Consider the following 19768-nt stretch of genomic DNA (forward strand, 5'->3'; position numbering starts at 1 on the left):
AGCAATATTTTATTGTTTTGAAAATGTCCGTGTAATACGCGAAATCCCGATTGTCTCTAATGTTTTAATAAAGTGCGTAGCAAGAATTTGCTATTGCGCCACGATTTTAAAGGGCAAGCTATCCGCAGAATGCCAACAATTTGCTGATACGGCCTTTTATAGTAAGCCTCGAAGTATTCTACTTGCCAGTAAGGAGTCCGCTGGTAAAGACACGAACTCTGCTTAGAAGGTGTCACAATGAACGATTCACTAAAAGCGCAATGCATTGCTGAGTTTTTGGGTACCGGGCTATTTTTGTTTTTTGGTATTGGCTGCCTGAGCGCTCTGAAAGTCGCAGGTGCCAGCCTGGGATTGTGGGAAATCTGCATCATTTGGGGTCTGGGGATCTCGCTTGCAGTCTACCTGACAGCCGGGATCTCTGGCGCGCATCTCAACCCTGCTATCACCATCGCACTGTGGCTGTTTGCCTGTTTTCCGGGGCGCAAAGTTTTACCTTACACTGTGGCGCAGGTCGCGGGGGCCTTTGGTGGCGCTTTGCTGGCTTATTTGCTCTACGGCAGTCTGTTTACCGAGTATGAGTCGGCCCACCAGATGGTGCGCGGCAGTCTGGAAAGCCTGCACCTTGCCAGTATTTTTAGTACTTATCCTGCGGCGGCGCTCAGCGTCTGGCAGGCAGCGTTGGTTGAAGTGGTGATTACCTCCATTCTTATGGGGATGATCATGGCGCTGACTGACGACGGTAACGGCGTTCCTAAAGGTCCGTTGGCACCATTGCTGATTGGTATTCTGGTTGCTGTTATCGGCGCATCCACCGGTCCGCTCACCGGATTTGCGATGAATCCGGCGCGTGATTTTGGTCCTAAATTGTTTGCCTGGATGGCCGGATGGGGAGATGTTGCGATGACCGGCGGGCGTGATATCCCTTATTTCATTGTACCGATTGTGGCCCCTATCATCGGCGCGTGCGCGGGTGCAGCAATTTATCGTTATTTGATTGGCAAAAATTTACCGTGTAATACGTGTAAGCTGGACGAAAATGAGAGCTAGCTTCACAGAAGAAGTTTATTTTTGAAAAGTAAAAACTGTTTTCGTGATCCGGTATCCTGAACTGCCCAAAAAGTCTCCCAAGAATGGGAGACTTTTGTTATGTTCAATTACGACTTTCATCAATGCTCAGGATGGCAGGGTGAAAATGAATGTGAATAATATGTTTTATTTATAACAATAAATTAACTGAGAGGTTTTATCATGATTTCTGCGAGTGCCCTGAACTCAGAACTCATTAATAAAATCGCACAGGATTTTGCGCAGGCCACCAGTCTGGCCGTTGTGGTTGTCAATATTCACGGTGATGAAATTTCTGAGCTTTTTAATTTCACCCCTTTTTGCCAGTTGATGCGCCAGCATCCTCAGCACAGTACCCGTTGTCGTATGAGCGATCGCTGTGGAGGGCTGGAAGCCTCTAAATCCGATCAACCCTGCATCTATCGCTGTCACGCCGGACTTACCGATTTCTCAATTCCGCTGGTCATTGCGGGGCACCTGGTAGGGTTTGTGCTTTGTGGCCAGGTACGCTTAAGTAACGATGTTGGTTTGGTTGATATTCTGAATGTAGATGACCGCTGGCAAGCCGATCCCGAACTGGTCAACGAGTTTCGTAATGTACCGGAAATGGATTATTCGCGAGTCATCGCCTCAGCGGATCTGCTGAAGCTCATCGTAGAAAATTGCCTTAAGAAACAACTTAATTTTGTGGTTATCAAAGATAACCCGCAGCAGTCAGAGCCGGTACGCGCTAACCGCAGCACCAATCCTCATGACAGCAAAATGAAAAAAGCACTGCGTTATATTGATGCGCATTTATCAGACGAATTGCGTCTGGAGGATGTCGCCTCTCATGTTTACCTTAGCCCTTACTATTTCAGCAAATTGTTCAAAAAATATCATGGTATCGGTTTTAACGCATGGGTAAACCAGCAGCGAATGGCCAGTGCAAAAGAGCTGCTTTGCCACAGCGACTGGAGCATAGCCAGCATTGCGCGTAATTTAGGATTTTCGCAAACCAGTTATTTTTGCAAAGTTTTTCGTCAAACGTATCAGGTCACGCCGCAGGCATTTCGCCAACAAATAAATGTCATTTCACGTGGCGAATCCGCTTAAATGGCAATATTTTGCTATTGCCGATTTTTGATATAGGGCGCTATGCCAGTCATTATAAAATGAAAAGTAGCGACAGCAGTCAATAAATTGTCATAGCGCAACAAAATATTAGTATTAGAGGGATAAACTGCACCAGTTTTTATTTTTGTGATGAGATACAGTGTCTCTGTGAATGACTTTCTTTATTCTTTGTTGGCACTTTCATTCAGAATGCGAGCATATGAATAAGTGGGTTTATGCCAGGTAATTGGTTGAATGAACCCGGCAAGATATTAAATTGAATTATTGTCATGAGGTCGTGAATTTACCTCATAACAGAGAGCTTAATTAATCAGGCTCTTGAACTGACAGGTTTGCCACATTTGTGGTAGGGAAGGGGGTGAGAATCCCCCGCAGCCCCCGCTGCTGTGATGCTGACGACCCCGTATTGACCACTGATCGCAAGATTGGGAAGGACGGGTGAGGATGACGCTAAGCCAGAAGACCTGCCTGTCAGTGACTACCAACAACTTCGGTGGGAAGTGGGTGGTTCAGATGCATACAGTCGAGAGACTGGGTATCTTTACACCCCTACCACCCTGAACAGGATCAGGGTATGGCGGCCAATTTTCACGCTTTTGTTCTTGCAGGTACCGGAAGCGGCTGTGGTAAAACCACGGTGACGCTGGGCTTGTTGAGCTTGTTGAAAAAACGCGGTTTACGCGTCCAGCCTTGCAAAGTAGGCCCCGATTACCTTGATACCGGCTGGCATACCGCGGTATGCGGCACTGCTTCCCGCAATCTTGATAGCTTCATGCTTCCCGTCCCCACCCTGAATGCTTTATTTCGCGAGCACATGCAACATGCGGATATCGCCGTTATTGAAGGCGTTATGGGGTTGTATGACGGATACGGCACCGACCCAAACTACTGCAGCACCGCCGCGATGGCCAAACAGTTAGGCTGTCCGGTTATCCTACTGGTTGATGGCAAAGCCGTTTCCACCTCGATCGCCGCGACGGTAATGGGGTTTCAGCATTTTGATCCAACCCTGAATATTGCCGGCGTTATTGTTAACCGGGTTAACAGCGAAACGCATTACCAGCTCCTGAAAGTGGCGATTGAGCGTTACTGCGCTGTACCCGTCTTAGGCTACGTTCCCCGTATGGAAGGCGTTGCGCTTCCCGAGCGTCATCTGGGTTTGGTTACCGCGCGTGAGTCGGTTATCAACCAGCAGCCGTGGCAGGCGTTTGCCGCGACGCTGGAGCAAACCCTTGATATCGACGCGCTGTTGAGATTAAGCCAGTTAGACACGCTTCCTGCTGGTGAATGGCCAGCGCTGCCCGCCGCAGACGCCGGGGCAGGGCTAACGCTTGCTATCGCCGATGACGAAGCGTTCAACTTCTACTACCCGGACAACATTACGCTACTGGAGCGCACGGGGCTTAAAATTGTCCGTTTTAGTCCGTTGCACGACACCTGTTTACCCGACTGTCAGATGATCTGGCTGGGGGGTGGCTATCCTGAGTTACATGCTGCGGCGTTGGCCCGTAATATTGCAATGCTTAACCAACTGCGGGCGGCGCACCAGCAGGGTGTCGCGATTTATGCCGAGTGCGGGGGGCTGATGTATCTCGGCAGTTCGCTGGAAGACAGCCAGGGTGATACCTGGCTGATGGCGGATATCATTCCCGGTCACAGCAAAATGGGAAAACGTCTGACCCGATTTGGCTACTGCGAAGCGCAGGCCGCGCAGCAAACGTTGTTGGCTGCAGAAGGCGAAGTGCTGCGCGGACATGAATTCCACTACTCCGATTTTACCCCTGAAACTCCCGCGGTGATGAACTGTCGCAAAGTGCGCGATGGCAAAACGCTGCAAGCCTGGTCCGGCGGCTGGCAGGTGGGAAATACCTTTGCCAGCTATCTACACGTTCATTTTGCTCAACGTCCGCAGATGCTTAACCACTGGCTGGCAGCCGCGAGGAGCGCACTATGACCATCCTCGCGTGGTGTGTTGCCTGGCTGCTTGATTTTATCATCGGCGATCCGCAGAACTGGCCGCATCCGGTGCGCTGGATTGGCAATCTGATTTCTGCAGTGCAGCGAGTTGTTCGGCGTTACTGCCATAGCGACCGTGCGCTACGCATCGGTGGCGCGGTGATGTGGATTGTGGTGGTTGGGCTGACCTGGGTTGTGTCCTGGGGAGTACTGGCGCTGGCGCACTCTATTCATCCCTGGCTTGGTTGGGTGGTTGAGGTCTGGATGATCTTTACCGTGCTGGCCGGGCGCTGCCTGGCAAACGCCGCGCAGGATGTCGAGCGTCCGCTACGTGCCGGTAACCTTGCTGCAAGTCGGGAAAAGCTGTCATGGATTGTAGGACGCGATACCTCGCAATTACAGCCACAACAGATCAACCGCGGTGTAGTGGAAACCGTGGCTGAGAACACCGTTGATGGCATCATCGCGCCGCTGTTCTTCTTGCTCCTCGGCGGTGCGCCTCTGGCGATGGCCTACAAAGCGGTAAACACCCTTGACTCCATGGTGGGCTACAAACATGAAAAATACCGTGCTATCGGTATGGTCAGCGCTCGTCTGGACGATGTCGCAAATTATATTCCCGCGAGACTAAGTTGGCTGCTGTTGGGCGCAGCGGCATTTTTATGTCGCCAGGACGGCACGCGTGCTTTGCAGATTGGCTGGCGCGATCGCTACAACCACAGCAGCCCAAACTGCGCGTGGTCAGAAGCGTCCGTTGCCGGGGCATTAGGAATTCGTCTGGGTGGTCCTAATGACTACTTTGGCGAGCGCGTTGAGAAACCGTGGATCGGTGATGCACAACGCGACATTTCGGTAGACGACATTTCCCATACGATTCGATTGATGTGGGTGGCATCGATGCTGGCACTGGCGCTGTTTATTGCGCTGCGGTGGCTGCTGGTCGGTGTAGCCTGAGGACAACACAATGCAATATATCCAGCAACCCCAGGCGATTGAGGCCAAAAGTTTCGACATTATTGGCGAGATCATCCGTGAAACCCGCCCGGACTATCAGTTTGCCAGCCCGTTACATGAAGCCATTATCAAGCGGGTTATTCACACGACAGCGGATTTCGACTGGCTGGACATTCTGTGGTTTTCCAGTGATGTGCTGGAGCAGTTCTGTGCGGCGCTTAGCCGTTCGAGCGTGATTTATACCGATACCACTATGGCCCTTTCCGGGATTAATAAAACGCTGCTGGCAAAATTCGGTGGCGAATGCCGCTGCTACATCAGCGACCCGCGGGTCGTGCGGACGGCAAAAGAGCAGGGCATTACCCGGTCAATGGCGGCCGTTGACATTGCGGTGAAGGAAGAGGGTGAAAAGCTGTTTGTGTTTGGCAACGCGCCGACAGCGCTGTTCCGCCTGCTTGAGCATGATGTGGCCGTCAGTGGCGTAGTTGGTGTACCGGTTGGGTTCGTCGGTGCAGAAGAGTCGAAAGATGCACTGACCCAAAGCAATCTGCCCGCCATTGCTGCGTTAGGTCGTAAAGGAGGAAGTAACGTCGCCGCCGCGATCGTCAACGCCATGCTTTATCACATGCAGGGGGCGCGATGAGCGAGTCCTTCGATACGCCTGTGTGGCACAACGGTAAAGCGCTGCGTAAAGGATATACCACGGGATCGTGCGCGACGGCGGCGGCAAAAGTGGCGGCGCTGATGGTATTGCGCCAACACCTGATCCATCAGGTTTCTATCGTGACGCCATCAGGTGTGACGCTGTGTCTGAACGTAGAGTCACCGCATATCGAAGGACAGCAGGCGATAGCCGCCATCCGCAAAGACGGTGGCGATGATGTGGATGCCACTCACGGCATGCTGATTTTTGCCCGCGTGACGTTAAACGATAGCAAAGAGATAACCCTTCAGGGCGGGGAAGGCGTTGGCACGGTAACCCGCAAAGGGATCGGCCTGCCAGTGGGCAGTTCGGCGATTAATCGCACACCTCGCCAGACCATTGAGTCTGCGGTTCGTGAGGCGATTGGTCCGAATCGTGGGGCGCAAATTGAAATTTTCGCGCCGGAAGGCGAAGAGCGGGCGCAAAAAACCTACAACTCCCGCCTTGGCATTCTGGGCGGCATTTCGATCATTGGTACGACTGGGATCGTCACGCCGATGTCTGAAGAAAGCTGGAAACGTTCACTGTCGCTGGAGCTGGAAATTAAGCGAGCGGCGGGGCTGGAGCGTGTCGTACTGGTGCCAGGAAACCACGGCGAACGTTTTGTGCGTGAGCAGATGGGGATCGACACCCAGGTTGTGGTCACTATGAGCAATTTTGTCGGCTACATGATTGAAGAAGCCGTACGTCTGGGGTTCCGACAAATTGTGCTGGTGGGACACCCTGGTAAGCTCGTCAAAATTGCGGCGGGGATCTTTCATACCCACAGCCATATTGCCGATGCTCGCATGGAAACGCTGGTGGCCCACCTCGCGTTACTGGGGGCGCCGCTGGAACTGCTCACGCTGGTCAGCGACTGCGATACCACCGAGGCGGCGATGGAACACATAGAAGCATACGGTTTTCAGCACATTTACAACCATCTGGCTAAGCGCATCTGTATGCGCGTCCTGCAAACGTTGCGCTTTACCAAAAATCCCCCGACCTGTGACGCCATCATGTTCTCTTTTGATAATCAGGTGCTTGGAAGTAATCGCCCGGTCGCAGAGATTGCTGAGGAGATGCAATGTTAACCGTTGTAGGGATGGGGCCAGCCGGTTTGCATTTGATGACGCCTGCGGCGCGTGAAGCGGTCGCAACGGCTGATGTTCTGGTCGGTGGAAAGCGACATTTGCAGCAATTCCCGGATTTTACCGGTGAACAGTTTGTTCTCGGCGCCAATATTCTCGAACTTTTGAACTGGATTTGCGCGCACCAGGAGCAACGCGTTGTGGTGCTGGCATCTGGCGATCCGCTGTTTTACGGCATCGGGACGCGCATGGTGGCGCATTTTGGTATTGAAAATGTGCGCATTATTCCCGGTATTAGCGCGGTGCAGTACCTGTGTGCGCAGTCCGGTATTGATATGAACGATATGTGGCTGACCAGTAGCCATGGTCGCAGCGTCTGTTTCGATGAACTGGCGCGACATAACAAGGTGGCGATGGTGACAGATGCGCAGTGCGGCCCGCGTGAAATTGCGCAGCAGCTCATTGCACGAGGCAAGGGACATCGCTGTATGGTGATTGGCGAAAACCTGGCAATGGAAAACGAACGGATCCATTTCCTGCCTGTGAGCGAAGTTAACGCCGACTATGACATGAATGCAGTGGTGATCCTTGATGAAAGATGAGCTGTTTTTACGTGGAGAGAAAGTGCCGATGACCAAAGAAGCGGTACGTGCACTTGCCCTCTCAAAACTTGAATTACACCGCGCCAGTCACCTGATTGATATTGGCGCGGGAACTGGCAGCGTGTCGATAGAAGCCGCGCTGCAATACCCTGGATTGCGCGTGACGGCAATCGAGCGTAATCCGGCGGCGCTCAGGTTGCTGGATGAAAACCGCCAGCATTTTGCCTGTGCAAACATCGACATTTTTCCCGGTGTTGCGCCGATGACCATCGCTGAAAAAGCCGATGCCATTTTCATGGGCGGCAGCGGCGGCCATTTGACTGAACTGATTGACTGGTCAATGCGTCAATTGCATCCCGCAGGGCGGCTGGTGATGACATTCATCCTCCAGGAAAACCTCAACACCGCGCTGGCACATCTGGACCATCTTGGCGTACCGGGAGTGGATTGCCTGCAGCTACAGGTTTCCTCGCTTACCACGCTTGGCAGTGGTCACTATTTCAAACCGAATAACCCTGTATTTGTTATCGCCTGTCAGAAGGAAGGAAACCATGTCTGAGATTTTTGATCCCCGTAGCGTGTGGTTTGTTGGCGCAGGTCCTGGCGATCGCGAGCTGATTACCCTCAAAGGTTACCGGTTGCTACAGCAGGCGCAGGTTGTTATCTACGCCGGCTCGCTGATTAACACGGAATTGCTGGAATATTGCCCTGCTGGTGCTGAATGCCACGACAGCGCTGAGCTGCATCTGGAGCAGATCCTTGATCTGATGGAAGCCGGAGTGAAAGCGGGTAAGACCGTGGTGCGTCTGCAAACCGGCGATGTTTCGCTGTACGGTTCCGTGCGCGAGCAGGGCGAGGAACTGACCAAACGCGGGATTGACTGGCAGGTGGTGCCCGGCGTCAGCGCATTCCTTGGCGCGGCGGCGGAGTTGGGCGTTGAATATACCGTGCCTGAGGTCTCACAGAGCCTGATTATTACCCGCCTGGAAGGACGCACGCCGGTGCCGGAGCGCGAACAGCTGGAGTCATTTGCCAGTCACCAGACATCTATGGCGATTTATCTGTCCGTTCAGCGTATTCATCGTGTGGCCGAGCGTTTGATTGAAGGCGGTTATCCGGCGACCACGCCCGTGGCGGTGATCTACAAGGCAACCTGGCCGGAAAGCCAGACCGTGCGCGGTACCCTGGCGGATATTGGCGACAAGGTTCGTGATGCGGGCATCCGTAAAACGGCCCTTATTCTGGTCGGTAATTTCCTGGGCTCGGAGTATCACTACTCCAAACTCTATGCGGCGGACTTTAGCCATGAATACCGTAAAGCCTGAGTCAATTGCGCTTTTTTGCCTGACCCCGGGAGGCGTTACGCTGGCAAAACGTCTGGCGGCCATGCTGCCGGTCACCTGTTTTACCAGTGAAAAGCTGCTGGAGGAGGGATTCATTCCTTTCGAAAACGGCTTTGCGAATACCGCCCGCGAAGCGTTTGCGAATTACTCGGCGCTGATTTTTATCGGTGCGACCGGCATTGCGGTGCGCGTGCTGGCCCCGCTGGTCAACGACAAATTTTGCGATCCGGCGGTGGTGGTCATTGATGAACGCGCCCAGCATGTCATTAGCCTGCTCTCCGGTCACGCGGGCGGTGCCAATGCGCTGGCGCGGTATCTGGCGGGCATGTTGGGCGCCGATCCGGTGATCACCACGGCGACGGATGTCAACGATATGGCGGCACTGGATACGCTGGCATTTCAACTGAATGCCCGGATGAGTGATTTCCGTTCGGCGGTGAAGATCGTTAATCAGATGCTGGTCAGTAATAAGCGGGTTGGGCTGTGGTGGGATGATGAACTGACGCAGGATGTCAGTCATTGCGACCGGCGCGGTTTTATCACGGTAACCGATCTCAATCAGCTTCCTGAACTGGATGCGCTGGTGTGTATCACCTTACGCACCAACTTACCCGATCTGCCTGTTCCGCACTGGAAGCTGGTGCCACAACGTGTTGTGGCCGGAATTGGTTGTCGTCGTGACACGCCGTTCCCGTTGCTGGCCGCGCTGCTTGCCAGGCAACTCGAAGCCCAGCAGCTCGATCCGCTGGCGCTTAAAGCGATTGGCAGTATCACGCTGAAAAAAGATGAACAGGGACTTATCCAACTGGCTTCGTGCTGTCGCGTTCCTTTCGAAACCTTTACTGCTGACGCGCTGCGTGAGCATGAACACCGTTTTCCGGCCTCATCGTTTGTTCGCAAAACGGTGGGTACAGGAAGCGTTTCCGGTCCTGCAGCCTGGCTGCTGAGCCACGGAAAACTGTTAGGCGAGACCCTGCGAGAACAGGGCGTCACTATCACTTTGGGAGTTTCACACTGATGTTAAGCGTAATTGGAATTGGCCCTGGCTCGCAGGCAATGATGACCATGGAAGCCGTTGAAGCATTGCAGGCAGCGGAAATCATCGTTGGCTATAAAACCTACACCCACCTGGTAAAAGCGTTCACTGGCGACAAGCAGGTGATCAAAACCGGGATGTGCAAAGAGATTGAACGCTGCCAGGCGGCGATCGAACTGGCGCAGGCAGGTCACAATGTGGCGCTGATCAGCAGCGGTGATGCAGGGATTTACGGTATGGCCGGGCTGGTGCTTGAGCTTGTCAGCAAGCAAAAGCTGGACGTTGAGGTCAGGCTGATCCCAGGAATGACGGCAAGCATTGCCGCCGCCTCTTTGCTGGGCGCGCCGTTGATGCACGACTTCTGCCACATCAGCTTAAGCGATCTGTTAACACCGTGGCCAGTTATCGAAAAACGCATAGTGGCTGCCGGCGAAGCAGACTTTGTAATCTGTTTCTACAACCCGCGCAGTCGGGGTCGCGAAGGTCATCTGGCGCGCGCATTTGAGCTGCTTTCTGCCAGCAAGAGCGCGCAAACGCCGGTGGGTATTGTGAAGTCAGCCGGACGTAAAAAACAGGAAAAATGGTTGACCACCCTGGGTGAAATGGACTTTGAACCGGTTGATATGACCAGCCTTGTGATCGTTGGCAACAAAACAACCTATGTTCAGGACGGCCTGATGATCACGCCACGAGGTTATGTGCTGTGAATTACGGTGATGTGTTGGTCATGGGCGGTACCAGCGATGCGCGCATGCTGTGCCAGCAACTGGACGCAGCCAATGTGGCCTACACCCTGTCAGTTGCGACTCCAACGGGGAAGCAGCTGGCGGGAGATATCAAAGGTCAGGTGCGCTGCGGGCGTCTGGAGCGCGAACAAATGATTGCCTGGCTACAGGAAAATCAGACGCGCTGGGTGATAGACGCCTCGCATCCGTATGCCGAGGTGGTGAGCCGCAACATCATGAACGCCTGCGAAGCGGCGGGGGTACTGCTGAGCCGCTATCAACGTCCTGAGCAGTTGAGCGGTTTAACCCACCCGCAACTTTATACCGTACAGAGTATTCAGCAAGCCTGCGAGGTTGCGCGCCGTTTCGGTGACCGCGTGCTGCTGACGACCGGCAGTAAAGATCTGGCTATCTGGCGCGAAGGGTTGCCTGAAAAAACGCTACTGGCGCGCGTCCTGCCTGTACCCGAGGTTATTCAGCAATGCGCGGACCTGGGATTTGGCGTCGGTGAGATTTTTGCATTGTGCGGGCCGTTTAGCGCCGAGTTCAACGCTGCGTTTTATCGCCAGTGTCAGGCTGATGTGGTGATCACTAAGGCATCCGGTGCGGAAGGTGGTTATCAGGAAAAAGTTCAACCCTGTCTGGATGCTGGTATCCCCTGCATCGTGATTACACGTCCGGCACCGTTGGTGACGGGAGAAGAGTTACTGGAAAGTCAGGCCGCCTTTGGGGCGCGTTTAACGCGCTGGCTGGCCGCTGCTTAAGGAGTTAGAGATGAAAAAGGCGCTTCTGGTGGTCAGCTTTGGCACCAGCTATCACGACACCTGTGAGAAAAATATTGTGGCTTGCGAGAGCGATCTCGCAGCCAGTTGCCCTGACCGCGACCTGTTTCGGGCGTTTACCTCCGGGATGATTATCCGCAAGCTCAAGCAGCGCGACGGCATTGAGATCGACACGCCGCTGCAGGCACTGCAAAAGCTGGCGGATCAGGGGTATCAGGACGTGGCTATTCAGTCGTTGCACATTATCAACGGTGATGAATACGAAAAAATTGTCCGCGAAGTGCAAAGCATGCGCCCGCTTTTTTCTCGCCTGACGCTGGGTGTTCCGCTGCTGAGCAGCCATGACGATTACGCCCAACTGATGCTGGCGCTGCAACAGCAAATGCCGGTGCTTGGCGAAAATGAAAAAGTGGTGTTTATGGGACACGGTGCCAGCCATCATGCCTTTGCCGCCTATGCCTGCCTCGACCATATGATGACGGCACAGCGCTACCCGGCGCGGGTTGGGGCGGTGGAAAGCTACCCGGAAGTCGATGTGCTAATTGAAAGTTTGTCTCAGGAAGGGGTGACGGCGGTGCATCTGATGCCGCTGATGTTAGTTGCTGGCGATCATGCCATCAATGATATGGCCTCTGACGAAGAGGATTCGTGGAAAACATTGTTCAATGCGGCCGGGATACCGGCTACGCCGTGGCTCAGTGGTCTGGGTGAGAATCCGGCGGTTCGCGCTATGTTCGTGGCGCATTTACAACAGGCGCTTAATGTGGCGCTGGAGGAAGCAGCATGAGCGGAAAACTGTACGCATTAAGCACCGGGCCAGGCGCTTCCGATCTTATCACCGTGCGGGCCGCACGCACGCTGGGTACGCTGGATATTCTCTATGCGCCCGCTGGGCGTAAAGGTGGCGACAGTCTGGCGCTGTCGATCATACGTGAATATATCGGCGAGCAGACCGAAGTTCGCTGCTGCCATTTTCCTATGAGTGCTGACAGCGCCGAAAAAGAGGCGGTATGGGATGACGTTGCGGCCGCGCTGGTTCAGGAAGTCGAAGCGGGTAAGCAGGTGGGCTTTATTACACTCGGCGACGCCATGCTGTTCAGCACCTGGGTTTTTTTACTCCAGCGTATTGGCTGTCCTGACTGGTTAGAAATCGTCCCGGGCGTGACCTCTTTCGCTGCGATTGCCGCGCGGTCAAAAACGCCGCTCGCCATGGAGCAACAGTCACTGGCCGTGGTCTCCTGTACCGCGCCGGAAGCAGAAATCCAGCAGGCGTTAAAGCAGCATGACAGTCTGGTGCTGATGAAGGTATACGGTCGTTTTGCGCGCATCAAAGCGCTGCTGCAACAAGAGGGTTTGTTGGGCTGTGCATTGATGATGTCTGAAGCCACGCTGCCGGGTGAACAGTGCTGGCGTCATCTCGATGAGGTGAGCGACGATCAGCCGCTGCCTTATTTCTCGACCATTCTGGTCAATAAACAGTGGGAGTATGCACAATGAAGCTTGAACAACAGCTAAAACAGCTGTCTTTCAGCGGGTTGGCTGCGGCGCTATTACTGATGGTTGTTCCTGAACAAGCGTTCGCCATGCACATAATGGAAGGTTTCTTGCCGCCAATGTGGGCGCTGGCCTGGTGGCTGCTGTTTTTACCGTGCCTGTGGTACGGGCTGGTGCGGCTGCGCCAAATCGTGCAGGAAGATAGTCACCAAAAAGTGTTACTGGCTCTGTGCGGCGCGTTTATTTTTGTGCTGTCGGCGCTGAAAATTCCTTCTGTTACCGGAAGTTGCTCGCACCCTACCGGGGTAGGCCTGGCGGTTATCCTGTTTGGACCGGGCGTGGTGGCAATCCTTGGGGCAATCGTCCTGCTGTTCCAGGCGCTGTTGCTGGCGCACGGTGGTTTGACAACGCTTGGCGCTAACGGCATGTCGATGGCGGTGATTGGCCCGGTAGTGGGTTACATGGTATGGAAAATGGCCTGCCGTGCGGGGTTGCGTCGTGATGTTTGCGTCTTCCTGTGCGCGATGCTGGCGGATCTCGTCACCTATTTCGTGACCTCGGTGCAACTGGGCGTGGCGTTCCCGGACCCATCCGCCGGTGCTACGGGGTCAATCATCAAGTTCATGGGGATTTTCTGCCTGACGCAGATCCCAATTGCGATAGCGGAAGGTCTGCTCACCGTAATGATTTATGACCAGTTAACCAAACGGCAGTTGATTACCGCTCAAGGACATTAACGATGAAAAAGACGCTGATTTTGTTAGGGATGGTAGTGGCGCTGGTGATCCTGCCGTTCTTTATCAACCATGGTGGAGAGTACGGTGGCTCAGACGGTGAGGCGGAGAGTCAGATTCAGGCAATTGCCCCACATTATGAGCCGTGGTTCCAGCCCTTGTATGAACCGGCAAGCGGTGAGATTGAAAGCCTGCTGTTTACGCTCCAGGGATCGCTGGGCGCAGCCGTGATTTTCTACATTCTGGGTTACACCAAGGGCAGGCAACGCCGTGATGACCGGGCTTGACAGGCTTAGCTATCAAAGCCGCTGGTTTCATGTCTCACCCGTGCGGAAATTTCTGCTCTGGCTGATGATGATGATTCTGGCGTTTACTCTGCCCCCGTTGGGGCAGAGTATTGAGCTGTTACTGATTGCCGCGCTGAGCTGCTGGCTGCTGCGCATTTCCTTCTGGCGCTGGTGTCGCTGGATGGCATTACCGTTTGGTTTTCTGACGGTCGGCGTCGTGACCATTCTGTTTAGTTTTAGCCGCGATCCGCAGACGCTGCTGGCCAGCATCCCCGTTGGAAGCTATTGGTTAGGCGTTAGCGCGCCAGGGCTTGTCACCGCCAATGAAACCTTCTGGCGCAGCCTGGCTGCGCTGGCGGCGACGTTCTGGCTGGTACTGAATCTGCCGTTTCCGCAATTGATTATCTTACTCAAACGCGCGCACGTTCCTCGCCTGCTCACTGAGCAGATCCTGCTAACCTGGCGCTTTATTTTTATCCTGTTAGACGAGGCGCTGGCTATTCATCGCGCACAAACGCTACGTTTTGGTTATCGTAGCTTGCCGTTGGGCTATCGCTCGCTGGCGATGCTGGTGGGATTGCTGTTTACCCGCGTGTTGATCCGCTACCAGCAAATGACCACCACACTGGATATCAAACTGTATCAGGGTGATTTTCACCTGTAAGGAAAAGTATGCTTGCCACTTCAGCGCTTTGGTTTCGCTATCAGGATGACCCGATCCTCAAAGGGCTAACGCTGGACTTTTCAACGCATGCCGTCACCGGGCTGGTAGGTGCTAATGGCTGCGGGAAATCCACGCTGTTTATGAACCTGAGTGGTTTACTGCGCCCGCAGGAAGGCGCGGTGATGTGGCAAGGCAAACCGCTGGATTACAGCAAGCGCGGCCTGCTGGCGCTGCGTCAGCAGGTGGCAACCGTATTTCAGGATCCCGACCAGCAAATTTTTTATACTGATATCGACAGCGATATTGCCTTCAGCCTGCGCAACCTTGGGGTGGATGAAGCTGAAATCTCCCGCCGGGTGGATGATGCGCTCACGCTGGTTGATGCACAGCATTTTCGCCATCAGCCTATTCAGTGTTTAAGTCACGGGCAGAAAAAACGTGTGGCAATTGCCGGGGCGTTGGTGTTGCAGGCGCAGTATTTGCTACTGGATGAACCTACTGCGGGCCTTGACCCATCAGGTCGCACGCAGATGATTGAGATAATCAAACGCATCGTAGCGCAAGGAAACCACGTGGTTATCTCCAGCCATGATATCGATCTTATCTATGAAGTCAGCGATGCAGTGTACGTTTTACGCCGGGGGGAAGTGCTAACACACGGCTCGCCGGGTGATGTGTTTGCCCGAACGGATCTTATTGAACAAGCGGGATTAACTCAGCCCTGGCTGGTGAAGCTGCATACCGAGCTGGGTTTCCCGCTGTGTAAAACAGAGGCTGAATTTTTTAGCTGTATGCGAGAGAACGCACTGAAGGAGGCGTCATGACGCAGGCAATAATGTTGCAGGGAACGGCATCTGATGTAGGTAAAAGCGTGTTGGTCGCCGGTCTGTGTCGAATTTTTTATCAGGATGGACTGCGTACCGCACCGTTCAAATCGCAGAACATGGCGCTGAACTCTGGCATTACGCCAGAGGGCAAAGAGATGGGCCGCGCGCAAATTTTTCAGGCTGAGGCCGCCGGTATTACGCCAGATGTGCGTATGAATCCGGTGCTGCTTAAGCCGACCAGCGATCGTAAAGCGCAGGTTGTGCTGATGGGCAAAGTGGCAACCGATATGGATGCGGTGAGCTACCACGAGTACAAACCGAAACTACGGGATCAAATCCTGTCTGTTTATAACAGTCTGGCGCAGGAGTTCGATGTGCTGGTACTGGAAGGGGCGGGAAGCCCGGCTGAGATTAACCTGCGCGATCGCGATATCGTCAATATGGGTATGGCTGAAATGGCGCAGTGCCCTGTCGTTCTGGTGGCGGATATCGACCGCGGCGGGGTGTTTGCCTCCATTTACGGCACGCTGGCGCTACTGCACGACCATGAACGCGCCAGGGTAAAAGGGGTGATCATCAATAAGTTTCGCGGTGATGTGGCGTTGCTGTATTCCGGGATTGAGCAAATTGAAGCGCTGACCGGCGTTCCGGTCCTGGGCGTCATGCCATGGCTGGACGTTGATCTGGAAGATGAAGATGGCGTTGCGCTGCAAAAGGGCAAATATTTGCGCACAGACAAACGCGACATCGATATCGCCGTTGTTCAGATACCACACATTTCTAACTTTACTGATTTCAATGCGCTTGCCGCACAGCCGGATGTGCGCGTGCGCTATGTTCGCCAGCCTGAAGAGTTGGCGGGGGCCGATCTGGTGATTCTGCCCGGCAGCAAAAACACCCTGGGCGATCTGGTGTGGCTGCGTGAAAGCGGGATGGCGCATGGCGTGGTGCAATTACATCGTAATAACGTACCCGTAGTGGGGATTTGCGGTGGCTATCAAATGCTCGGCGAAACCATCATTGATGAAGTTGAGTCAGGACTCGGTACGTTGCCGGGTCTGGGCTTGCTCAATACCGTAACGCATTTTGCCCAGCATAAAACCACGACCCTGGTTGAGGGACAAATGTCCTCCTCGCTGCCGGACTGGCTGGCGGGTACCGCGGGATTATCCGTTCGCGGTTATGAAATCCATATGGGCGAAACGGCATTAACCGAGGAATGCCGGTCGGTGATGACGCTGCGTAAAGACGGTGGCAACGTGGCTGATGGCGCGGTCACTGCCGATGGCCTGGCGTTTGGCACCTATCTTCACGGTCTGTTCGACAGCGATGAATTTACCCGTGCGCTGGTTAATGGCCTGCGAGAACGTAAAGGGTTAGCGCCGCTGGATTCCACCTTCCATTACGCGCAATATAAATCGCAGCAGTTTGATCTGCTGGCGGATGCGATGCGGCAACACATCGATATTGAGAGAATTTATACCATCATGCAGCAACACCGGGAGCCAGTATGATGATTCTGGTGACTGGCGGCGCGCGAAGCGGCAAGAGTCGGCATGCGGAAGCGCTGATCGCAGATTCTCCAAACGTTTTGTATATCGCGACTTCGCAGATTTTTGATGAGGAGATGGCTGCGCGAATTCAGCATCATCGTGACGGACGTCCTGCACACTGGCGTACAGCCGAACGCTGGCAACATCTCGATGAACTGATTACGGCAGCAAACGATCCACAAGAAGCCATTCTGCTGGAGTGCATCACCACGATGGTGACTAACCTGCTGTTTGCGCTGGGCGGTGACAGCGACCCGGATAGCTGGGATTACGCGGCGATGGAGCAATCTATTGAGGATGAAATTCGTTCGCTGATTGCGGCCTGTCAGCGCTGTCCGGCGAAGGTTGTGCTGGTCACTAACGAAGTCGGAATGGGGATTGTACCGGAGAACCGTCTGGCACGGCATTTTCGCGATATTGCAGGACGTGTGAACCAGCGACTGGCGGCGGCGGCTGATGAGGTCTGGCTGGTGGTATCAGGAATTGGAGTCAAAATTAAATGAGTAAGTTGTTCTGGGCAATGCTCTCTTTTATTAGTCGCTTGCCCGTTCCTGCTCGCTGGTCGCAAGGACTGGATTTCGAGCACTATTCACGTGGCATTGTGATGTTCCCGCTAATTGGCGTGGTGCTGGGAGGGCTGACGGGGCTGGTCTTTATGGCGCTGCAGCCCTGGTGTGGGGTGCCGTTGGCGGCCCTGTTTGCAGTTCTCACGCTGGCGTTATTGACCGGGGGATTTCATCTCGACGGTCTGGCGGATACCTGTGACGGTATTTTTTCGGCGCGTCGACGCGAGCGGATGCTGGAAATCATGCGTGACAGCCGCCTGGGGACTCACGGTGGACTGGCGTTAATTTTCGTGTTGCTGGCAAAAGTGCTGGTGGTGAGCGAACTGGCTTTGCGGGGCACGCCGATGCTGGCGGCGCTTGCAGCCGCTTGTGTCGCCGGGCGGGGTACCGCTGTTTTGCTGATGTATCGACATCGCTACGCCCGCGAAGAAGGGCTGGGCAACGTCTTTATCGGTAAAGTCACCGGGCGTCAAACCTGCGTCACGTTGGGATTTGCGGCGATCCTGGCTGCCGTGCTTCTTCCTGGCATGCGCGGCGTGGCGGCGCTGGTTGTTACGATAGTGGCGATTTTTATTCTTGGGCAGTTATTAAAACGCACGTTGGGTGGGCAGACCGGCGATACGCTGGGCGCAGCCATTGAACTTGGCGAGTTGATTTTCCTGCTGGCTCTGCTCTGAGTCAGCCAACATACTGGAACCCTTATGCAGACTTTAACCTCTTTACTCCACGCAATCCCTTCACCTGATAGTGCTGCGATGCTGCGTGCACAGCAGCATGTCGATGGCTTGCTTAAACCGCCAGGAAGTCTTGGTCGACTCGAGTCGCTCGCCGTGCAACTGGCCGGAATGCCGGGTCTGAAGGGCGTACCGCATGTGAATGGCAAAGCGATGCTGGTGATGTGCGCCGATCACGGTGTATGGGATGAAGGGGTTGCCGTTTCGCCTAAAATCGTCACGGCTATTCAGGCTGCTAATATGACGCGTGGGACGACAGGCGTTTGTGTGCTGGCCGCTCAGGCGGGGGCAAAGGTACATGTGATTGATGTCGGCATCGATGCTGAGCTTATCCCTGGCGTGGTGAATATGCGCGTGGCGCGCGGCTGCGGCAATATTGCACAAGGCCCGGCAATGAGTCGTTCGCAGGCCGAGGAGCTGCTGCTGGAGGTTATCCGCTATACCCATGAGCTGGCCAAAGACGGCGTAACGCTGTTTGGCGTCGGTGAACTTGGTATGGCAAATACGACGCCAGCGGCGGCAATCGTCAGCGTACTGACCGGCAGCGATGCCGAGGACGTGGTGGGTATCGGCGCTAACCTGCCGCTTTCAAGAGTCGGCAATAAAGTCGATGTTGTGCGGCGAGCAATTGCCGTCAATCAACCGGATCGTAATGACGGTATCGATGTGCTGGCTAAGGTAGGCGGGTTTGATCTGGTCGGCATGGCGGGGGTGATGTTGGGGGCGGCCTCCTGCGGCCTGCCGGTTGTGCTGGACGGTTTTCTCTCTTATTCCGCCGCGCTGGCGGCCTGCCAGATTGCGCCGCAGATTAAACCTTACCTGATCCCGTCACATTTCTCCGCCGAGAAGGGGGCTCGCACCGCGCTGGCGCATCTTGAACTGGAGCCGTATCTCAATATGGGGATGCGTTTGGGCGAAGGCAGCGGGGCCGCGCTGGCGATGCCGATTGTTGAAGCCGCCTGTGCAATGTACAACAACATGGGGCAGCTCGCCGCCAGCAATATTGTGCTTCCGGATGGTAAGGAAGCATAGTTTTTGGCCACGCTGAACCTCGCCCCATGGTGCAATACCGTTCAGTTAAGCATTATGGGGAACATGTGATTCTTGCTAAGGGTTCCGTTCACCTCGGCGGTAGCAATTCTCTGAAGCGCAGATACCCGTGAACGTGCAAGGGAGGCTCACCGCCGCCTCCCTTGCAACCCAGGCTTCCGGCGGGAAAATCGTCGCTGCGCGATTCATTCGTCTTATGCCGTCTGCCTGTCGGGTCGGGGCCGGGCCTGCGTCCCTGCAGGCCGTCCCCTCTGCCCGCATCCCTGCGGGCAGACCCGGTCAGCCGTCAACGCCTCATCGATTTTCAGCCGGACCGGGGTCATCGCTGCAACGCACTGACTTCCAGTTAACTCTGTTTTGCTGTTCAGATAAAAAACGCAGGTGGTCAGGTGTGGGCTGGTCCGGCTGAAAATTGCCGACGTGTTTCCGTAAGGCCGGGAGAACCCGCAGGGATGCGGGTTCAGGGCGCGTTTTGCAGGGATGCTACCTCGCGCCCGGCCCGGTAGC

The 19768-nt window shown here is 54.7% G+C and carries 22 protein-coding genes and 1 riboswitch; all 22 genes read left to right on the top strand.

Features of this window, described 5'->3' with window-relative positions; genetic code table 11:
• Positions 1–237 precede the first annotated feature (237 nt).
• Positions 238–1047: a propanediol diffusion facilitator PduF gene (gene pduF / locus HV229_RS09780; RefSeq protein ID WP_016153527.1), complete on the top strand. Its 810-nt coding sequence runs from the start codon at positions 238–240 to the stop codon at positions 1045–1047.
• A 201-nt stretch (positions 1048–1248) separates the two neighbouring features.
• The gene (pocR, locus tag HV229_RS09785; protein WP_016153526.1) at positions 1249–2160 is read left to right on the top strand and encodes a regulatory protein PocR; all 912 of its coding nucleotides are present in this window, start codon (positions 1249–1251) and stop codon (positions 2158–2160) included.
• A gap of 332 nt (positions 2161–2492) precedes the next feature.
• A riboswitch (cobalamin riboswitch) is annotated at positions 2493–2668 on the top strand.
• A gap of 87 nt (positions 2669–2755) precedes the next feature.
• On the top strand, positions 2756–4135 hold the full coding sequence (locus HV229_RS09790; protein WP_016156869.1) for a cobyrinate a,c-diamide synthase: 1380 nt from the start codon (positions 2756–2758) through the stop codon (positions 4133–4135).
• Positions 4132–5091, top strand: a complete 960-nt coding sequence (gene cbiB, locus HV229_RS09795; protein ID WP_181547444.1) for an adenosylcobinamide-phosphate synthase CbiB — start codon at positions 4132–4134, stop codon at positions 5089–5091. Before HV229_RS09790 ends, cbiB begins: the two co-directional genes overlap by 4 nt.
• A 10-nt stretch (positions 5092–5101) precedes the next feature.
• Positions 5102–5734: a cobalt-precorrin-8 methylmutase gene (locus HV229_RS09800; protein ID WP_008785140.1), complete on the top strand. Its 633-nt coding sequence runs from the start codon at positions 5102–5104 to the stop codon at positions 5732–5734.
• Positions 5731–6867 carry a cobalt-precorrin-5B (C(1))-methyltransferase CbiD gene (cbiD, locus tag HV229_RS09805; RefSeq protein ID WP_016153523.1) on the top strand — a complete coding sequence of 379 codons (1137 nt, stop codon included), beginning with the start codon at positions 5731–5733 and terminating at the stop codon, positions 6865–6867. Before HV229_RS09800 ends, cbiD begins: the two co-directional genes overlap by 4 nt.
• The gene (locus tag HV229_RS09810; RefSeq protein ID WP_181547446.1) at positions 6861–7466 is read left to right on the top strand and encodes a cobalt-precorrin-7 (C(5))-methyltransferase; all 606 of its coding nucleotides are present in this window, start codon (positions 6861–6863) and stop codon (positions 7464–7466) included. Before cbiD ends, HV229_RS09810 begins: the two co-directional genes overlap by 7 nt.
• A complete protein-coding gene (locus HV229_RS09815; RefSeq protein WP_016153521.1) occupies positions 7456–8025 on the top strand; it encodes a decarboxylating cobalt-precorrin-6B (C(15))-methyltransferase in 570 nt (189 codons plus the stop codon). Before HV229_RS09810 ends, HV229_RS09815 begins: the two co-directional genes overlap by 11 nt.
• The gene (locus tag HV229_RS09820; protein ID WP_003030275.1) at positions 8018–8791 is read left to right on the top strand and encodes a cobalt-precorrin-4 methyltransferase; all 774 of its coding nucleotides are present in this window, start codon (positions 8018–8020) and stop codon (positions 8789–8791) included. The genes HV229_RS09815 and HV229_RS09820 overlap by 8 nt, the downstream gene beginning before the upstream one ends.
• A complete protein-coding gene (cbiG, locus tag HV229_RS09825) occupies positions 8772–9827 on the top strand; it encodes a cobalt-precorrin 5A hydrolase (protein WP_016153520.1) in 1056 nt (351 codons plus the stop codon). Before HV229_RS09820 ends, cbiG begins: the two co-directional genes overlap by 20 nt.
• Entirely contained in the window at positions 9827–10552 is a 726-nt protein-coding gene (locus HV229_RS09830) for a precorrin-3B C(17)-methyltransferase (protein ID WP_003030278.1), read from the top strand. The genes cbiG and HV229_RS09830 overlap by 1 nt, the downstream gene beginning before the upstream one ends.
• On the top strand, positions 10549–11334 hold the full coding sequence (locus tag HV229_RS09835; protein WP_047357942.1) for a cobalt-precorrin-6A reductase: 786 nt from the start codon (positions 10549–10551) through the stop codon (positions 11332–11334). Before HV229_RS09830 ends, HV229_RS09835 begins: the two co-directional genes overlap by 4 nt.
• Before the next feature lie 10 nt (positions 11335–11344).
• Positions 11345–12139: a sirohydrochlorin cobaltochelatase gene (locus HV229_RS09840; protein WP_016156864.1), complete on the top strand. Its 795-nt coding sequence runs from the start codon at positions 11345–11347 to the stop codon at positions 12137–12139.
• A complete protein-coding gene (locus HV229_RS09845) occupies positions 12136–12849 on the top strand; it encodes a cobalt-factor II C(20)-methyltransferase (RefSeq protein WP_095715300.1) in 714 nt (237 codons plus the stop codon). The genes HV229_RS09840 and HV229_RS09845 overlap by 4 nt, the downstream gene beginning before the upstream one ends.
• Positions 12846–13583 carry a cobalt ECF transporter S component CbiM gene (gene cbiM / locus HV229_RS09850; RefSeq protein WP_016153516.1) on the top strand — a complete coding sequence of 246 codons (738 nt, stop codon included), beginning with the start codon at positions 12846–12848 and terminating at the stop codon, positions 13581–13583. Before HV229_RS09845 ends, cbiM begins: the two co-directional genes overlap by 4 nt.
• A 2-nt stretch (positions 13584–13585) precedes the next feature.
• Positions 13586–13867, top strand: coding sequence for an energy-coupling factor ABC transporter substrate-binding protein (locus HV229_RS09855; protein ID WP_006683999.1), 282 nt, complete (start codon positions 13586–13588; stop codon positions 13865–13867).
• Positions 13854–14531 carry an energy-coupling factor ABC transporter transmembrane protein gene (locus HV229_RS09860; RefSeq protein ID WP_049040276.1) on the top strand — a complete coding sequence of 226 codons (678 nt, stop codon included), beginning with the start codon at positions 13854–13856 and terminating at the stop codon, positions 14529–14531. The genes HV229_RS09855 and HV229_RS09860 overlap by 14 nt, the downstream gene beginning before the upstream one ends.
• Positions 14532–14539: 8 nt before the next feature.
• Positions 14540–15355: an energy-coupling factor ABC transporter ATP-binding protein gene (locus HV229_RS09865; protein ID WP_046275697.1), complete on the top strand. Its 816-nt coding sequence runs from the start codon at positions 14540–14542 to the stop codon at positions 15353–15355.
• Complete coding sequence (locus HV229_RS09870; protein ID WP_080858867.1) at positions 15352–16872, top strand: cobyric acid synthase; 1521 nt, start codon at positions 15352–15354, stop codon at positions 16870–16872. Before HV229_RS09865 ends, HV229_RS09870 begins: the two co-directional genes overlap by 4 nt.
• Positions 16869–17414, top strand: a complete 546-nt coding sequence (gene cobU, locus HV229_RS09875) for a bifunctional adenosylcobinamide kinase/adenosylcobinamide-phosphate guanylyltransferase (protein ID WP_016156859.1) — start codon at positions 16869–16871, stop codon at positions 17412–17414. The genes HV229_RS09870 and cobU overlap by 4 nt, the downstream gene beginning before the upstream one ends.
• Positions 17411–18154, top strand: coding sequence for an adenosylcobinamide-GDP ribazoletransferase (cobS, locus tag HV229_RS09880; RefSeq protein WP_019077089.1), 744 nt, complete (start codon positions 17411–17413; stop codon positions 18152–18154). Before cobU ends, cobS begins: the two co-directional genes overlap by 4 nt.
• Positions 18155–18178: 24 nt before the next feature.
• A complete protein-coding gene (gene cobT / locus HV229_RS09885) occupies positions 18179–19243 on the top strand; it encodes a nicotinate-nucleotide--dimethylbenzimidazole phosphoribosyltransferase (RefSeq protein ID WP_016156857.1) in 1065 nt (354 codons plus the stop codon).
• The last annotated feature ends 525 nt before the right edge of the window (positions 19244–19768 follow it).

The sequence above is a fragment of the Citrobacter sp. RHBSTW-00524 genome (genome assembly GCF_013747755.1).
GTDB lineage: Bacteria > Pseudomonadota > Gammaproteobacteria > Enterobacterales > Enterobacteriaceae > Citrobacter > Citrobacter braakii.